The 5,231-nt window shown below is 38.0% G+C and carries 6 protein-coding genes; 5 read left to right on the top strand and 1 reads right to left on the bottom strand.

Translation table 11 applies throughout. The annotated features are described in order from the left end of the window. The 4 genes from ON09_RS22380 to ON09_RS22365 form a co-directional block, all read left to right on the top strand. Positions 1-710, top strand: a 710-nt coding sequence (locus ON09_RS22380; RefSeq protein WP_010603301.1) for a T9SS type B sorting domain-containing protein, incomplete at its 5' end; no start/stop codon positions are given. A gap of 17 nt (positions 711-727) precedes the next feature. Further along, positions 728-1,702 (top strand): PorP/SprF family type IX secretion system membrane protein, encoded by a 975-nt coding sequence (locus ON09_RS22375; protein WP_010603300.1) that lies wholly within the window; start codon positions 728-730, stop codon positions 1,700-1,702. Positions 1,703-1,705: 3 nt separating this feature from the next. Continuing rightward, entirely contained in the window at positions 1,706-3,652 is a 1,947-nt protein-coding gene (locus ON09_RS22370) for an OmpA family protein (protein WP_010603299.1), read from the top strand. A gap of 80 nt (positions 3,653-3,732) precedes the next feature. Beyond that, on the top strand, positions 3,733-4,086 hold the full coding sequence (locus tag ON09_RS22365) for a response regulator (RefSeq protein WP_010603298.1): 354 nt from the start codon (positions 3,733-3,735) through the stop codon (positions 4,084-4,086). Positions 4,087-4,102: 16 nt separating this feature from the next. On the opposite strand, the gene purN is transcribed toward ON09_RS22365, so the two are convergent. After that, complete coding sequence (purN, locus tag ON09_RS22360) at positions 4,103-4,681, bottom strand: phosphoribosylglycinamide formyltransferase (protein ID WP_010603297.1); 579 nt, start codon at positions 4,679-4,681, stop codon at positions 4,103-4,105. Positions 4,682-4,924: 243 nt separating this feature from the next. On the opposite strand from purN, the gene rpsT reads away from it, so the two are divergent. Then, positions 4,925-5,179 (top strand): 30S ribosomal protein S20, encoded by a 255-nt coding sequence (gene rpsT, locus ON09_RS22355; protein ID WP_010603296.1) that lies wholly within the window; start codon positions 4,925-4,927, stop codon positions 5,177-5,179. Positions 5,180-5,231 lie beyond the last annotated feature (52 nt).

Raw genomic sequence — 5,231 nt, 5'->3', positions numbered from 1 at the left:
TTAGTGGAAACGAAACGGATCCAACACCGGGTAACAACACCGATACGGTTACACCAATTCCAAAAGCAGTAACTGTTGATTTAAGTATTGTGAAATCAACGCCTTTAGTGGTTAAATCAATTGGAGAACAGTTCAATTATGATCTAACCGTTCGTAACAACAGCACTAATCCTGCTACAGAAGTAATGGTAGAAGACGTACTTCCAAATGGCTTAGTCTTCATATCTGCTACAAGTAATAATGGTACCGTAGTTTACAATCCTGCAACCAGAACTTTAAGCTGGAACCTCGGACAACTGGCTGCCGGAGTGAGTGTATCTCTTAATTTAAATGTGAAGACTGATCAGGCAGGTGTAGTCGTAAATACCGCAACAGTAAGCAGTAAAGAAGAAGATACCAATCCAGCTGACAATACCTCTACTGCCACAAAGGAAATTCTTGGATTCAAGATTCCAAATGTAATTACACCAGACGGGGATGGTAAGAACGATACGTTCCGCATACAGGGCTTAAGTGCTTATCCGGAGAATAGTATGGTTATTTTCAATAGATGGGGCAATGAAGTATTTCATAGTGATGGAGCGTACCAGAATAACTGGACGGGCGAAGGATTGAATGCAGGTACCTATTATTACCTTTTGAAAATTAAAGATTCTAATGGTAACTGGCATGCACACAAAGGTTTTATTACGCTACTTAAAAAGAATTAATTCGAAAAGGATCAAAGATGAAAAAGGTAATAATGATAATCATGGCATTGACGATTGCGCAAGTTGCACGAAGTCAGCAGGATGCTCAGTTTAGTCAATACATGTTTAATGGTATCTATATCAACCCTGCTTATGCAGGATATAAAGAGCAGACCAATATTCATAGTTTTTATAGAAATCAGTGGACCGGTATAACCGGTTCACCAACCTCGATGAGCTTAGCAGTTGATGCTACGGCAAACGATGGGAATGTTGGTCTTGCGATGCAAGTTGCGTCTGATAAGTTGGGTGCACAAAGCACTTTATCAGCCTATGCAAATTATGCATACCGGATCAGGACAAATGCCGATGGCAGTTCGAGGTTGGCTTTTGGTTTAGGGATCGGTGTTATCCAAAATGGTTTAAATGGAGATCTGCTCGATCCATTAGACGCCGGAGACGTAGGCATTCCATTAGGAACAGAACGACATGTTGCCCCCGACGCAAGGGCAGGAGTTTTTTATGCCAATAACAGGTTTTATGCAGGGTTTTCTGTAGATAATTTAATCGCACAATATGTGATGCAAAATGGCAACATGAGCATTAATTTTCCTGTACCGAAGCCACATTACTATCTAACAGCGGGGATGTTGTTGCCTATCAATCAAAATGTTCAGTTAAAGCCTTCGTTTTTATTGAAAGATGATCGGGGCGGTCCAACCAGTTTAGACATAAATGCATTTTTTTTACTTTCAGAAAGAATCTGGCTAGGCGGAAGTTACCGCACAGCTGTTAAGCTTTACGATAAGAATTATTTGCAAAGGGATTTGGATAAAAACAATTCGATAGTGGCCATGACAGAATTATTTGCGAATCCACAATTACGAATTGGATATGCATTTGATTATAGCTTAAGTAAACTTCAGGGCTATAGTGGTGGTACGCATGAAATTTCGATTGGTTATTATTTTAAGCCGAAAAAAGTGAGGATGTTAACACCAAGATATTTTTAGGTTATGAAGTATATAATTAAATTAAATATGGTCCTGGTGCTCGTGATCGCACAAGGACACTTTGCAAAAGCGCAATACGTTATCAAGGAAGCCGATGCACAGTATGATTTGTATAATTATCAGAAAGCGATTGAACTTTATACCGCCGCCTATCAAAAGAAAAAAACAGTTCATTCGGTGGAGCGACTTGCAGAAAGTTATCGGTTAACCAGAGATTATAAACAGGCCGAAAGCTGGTTTGCTATTCTGACTGCTATGGAAGGGGCGAAAAGTGACGCCACTTTAAAATATGCAGAAGCTTTGCGTCATAATGCGAAATATGCAGAAGCCAAAGTTCAGTTTAATAAATATGCTGATATGGAGAAAGAAACCACAGCAGCACAACGCCTGCTTTGGTCAGCTTCTTGCGATTCCGCTATAAAATGGATGCAAAATCCAAAGTTTGTAACCTTAAAAAACGAACAGAGTTTAAATTCGCCGCAGTCAGACTGGGGTGCGATTAAATATGGCAATGGTTTAGTTTTTACCTCCGATCGAACAAATGTTTCGGCTGAAGCAAAGGCCAGCAAAAACCGTCCTTTTTTAAAATTTGATGGCAGTAAATTACCAGACCGAAATACTTATGGCTGGACGGGTAATGATTATCTCCGCTTCTATGAAAAAAGCACCGGTAACGATACTATTGGTTTATTTCCAATTGATCCCGGTACCAATTACCACGTCGGCAATGCTAGTTTCACTCCGGATGGAAATGAAGTTTTCTTTACGTTAACAAGAATTCCTAACCGCATTCAACGGAAAAAAGGAGCACCAACTACTGTAAATATTGAACTCTATTCGAGTAAAAAAGTATTAGGAGTATGGCAAAAGCCTGTGGCTTTTAGATACAATGCTGTAGATAGTTATTCTGTAGGTGATCCTCTGGTGACCGATAATGGGAATACACTTTACTTTGTTTCCAACATGCCAGGTGGAAAAGGTGGAACAGATATTTATAAATCCACAAGAAATGCAGACAGTACCTGGTCTGATGCGCTAAACCTAAGTCAATATAATAGTTCTGGCAATGAGCGAACCCCAATGTTTGATGCAGAGGGTAACCTTTACTTTAGTAGTGATGGCTTTCCAGGTATGGGTGGCCTCGATATTTTCAAGGCGGTAAATAATGGGGTTCAAAACATGGGTTATCCCTTAAATTCTGCGGATGATGATTTTGCCTTTACTCTGCATTCGAAAAACGAGGGTTATCTTTCTTCAAACCGCGATGGTGGGATGGGGAGTGATGATATTTATAGTTTTGTAGAGAAACTAATATTGGCTTTCAAACTTGAAGGAAAGGTATTTGATAAGCAAAGCAATGAACCTCTTGCTAATGCAATTGTTAGTTTAACAGCTTCAAACGGCAATCCTCTTAAAGTAGCCACCAATGCCGATGGTAGCTTTAAGTTTGATTTAGATGCAAACATGGATTACAGCATTCAGGGAGAAAAAACCGGATATCGCGTAGCAAGTCCAGAGAATTTAACTACCAAAGGTTTAACAACCTCAACAGTGTTGAAGAAAGACTTATACCTGGAGAAGATTTCAATCGGTAAAGCCATCAGGTTAGAGAATATTTACTATGATTTCGATAAGTCTAACATCAGGCCGGATGCGGCAATTGAACTTGATAAGCTCGTAAAGATTATGACGGAAAACCCGACAATCTGGATTGAGCTTGGATCGCATACTGACAGTCGTGGAAACGATGAGTACAATCAATCGTTATCACAGCGCAGGGCAAATTCTGCAGTTCAGTATATTATTGATAAGGGCATTGATAAAAGCCGGATCACCGCGAAGGGATATGGAGAGAGCAGGTTGGTTAACGGCTGCTCAAATGGTGTTAAATGTAGCGTAGCTGATCATCAGTTAAATAGAAGAACAGAATTTACAATTACAAAACAATAAGTATTAAGGGAACAGCCTATGAATCAATGGCTGTTCCCTGATTTATCGCCCGAAACATTCAGTGCTTAAGCTATAGGATAATGAAAATACTTGTTGTTGATGATCATGAAATTTTTCGCTATGGCGTAAAATTAGTTTTGGAGTCGATGTGTCCAAACGCGACGGTATTGGAAGCAGAGAACCTAGACTGTGCAGTCAATATGATAGCCGCTCAGGATATGAGGTTGATTATCTTTAATGCGAATTTAACGGGTGCCGATAGATTAGAAGCACTTATTCGTTTTATAATCAAGGATTCGAAAGTAGTTATTTTTTCCTGCTATGATAAGAAACAGGAACTTCCGGGAACTTTATTATCTGCAGGTGCAAGTGCTTTTATTTTCAAAGATTCTTCACTTTTGGAAATCAAGGAATTACTCAGTGAATTTCTATAATTCACGTTGCGCAATCCTACTTCTTTATTTTTTTTACCAAAGTTTCTACAATTCTTGGATAATGCAAATGTTCCAGCTGCTGTCCTTTAAATTTGATCATCTCCAGATTATCCCCTTTATCAATTTTGTATCGGGCCTGATAAATGTACTCTCCTTCGTCGTAGTTTTCATCCACATAATGAATGGTTATCCCGCCTTCAGCTTCACCGGCAGCCATAACAGCATGGTGTACATGATCACCATACATGCCTTTGCCTCCAAATTTTGGTAAAATTGCGGGATGGATATTAATGATTCTACCTGGGTATGCCGCAATTAGGTTTTGCGGAATCAGCCAAAGGAAGCCTGCCAGAACAATAAAATCAATATCTAAATTTTTGAGTAAATCGATAACTTCCTCTGTTTTATAAAACTCATGTTTGTCGAAAATATGACTTGGAATTTCAAAATTATCGGCTCTTTGAAGTACATAAGCATCGGCATTATTAGTTAATACCAAAGAAATTTCTGTGTCGTTACTTCGCTTAAAATGTTCCATTAGCTTTTGGGCATTGGAACCAGAACCGGATGCAAAAATGGCTATTCGTTTTTTCACTCAAAAATCGTTTTGCCCAAAAATAGTATTTTTACGCATGTTTTCTCTATAGAACTAAATTTTTATTGTGTTACGTAAAGGTGTTATTAATGAATAAATTAAATGTATTTTTGCATCTGTAAAAGGAGTAGATATTTTAGTGAATAAAAAAGTTAAATTCTTTTGTAATTTAAAAACATAAACTCTATATTTGCAACCCGAATTATAGGAAACGATTAAAGAAAAATAAAAGGCTAAATAGAAATGGCAAATCATAAATCTTCATTAAAAAGAATTAGAGCAAACGCAACAAAACGTTTACGTAACAGATATCAGGCAAAAACTACTCGTACTTTCATCAAGAGATTACGTGCTGCAGAAGATAAAAAATCTGCATCAGATTTATTGCCTAAAGTAATCTCTATGTTAGATCGTTTAGCTAAGAAAAACATTATTCACAAAAACAAAGCAGCTAACAACAAATCGAAATTAACGAAATTCGTTAACGGTTTAGCATAAGCTAACTTTTTTACGATATTAGTAAAAGGCATCCCAACCAAAAGTTGGGATG

It is taken from the genome of Pedobacter agri PB92 (assembly GCF_000258495.1).
Taxonomy (GTDB): domain Bacteria; phylum Bacteroidota; class Bacteroidia; order Sphingobacteriales; family Sphingobacteriaceae; genus Pedobacter; species Pedobacter agri.
Note: the sequence above shows the minus strand (reverse complement) of the source record. Positions and strands in the feature narration are given on the sequence as shown.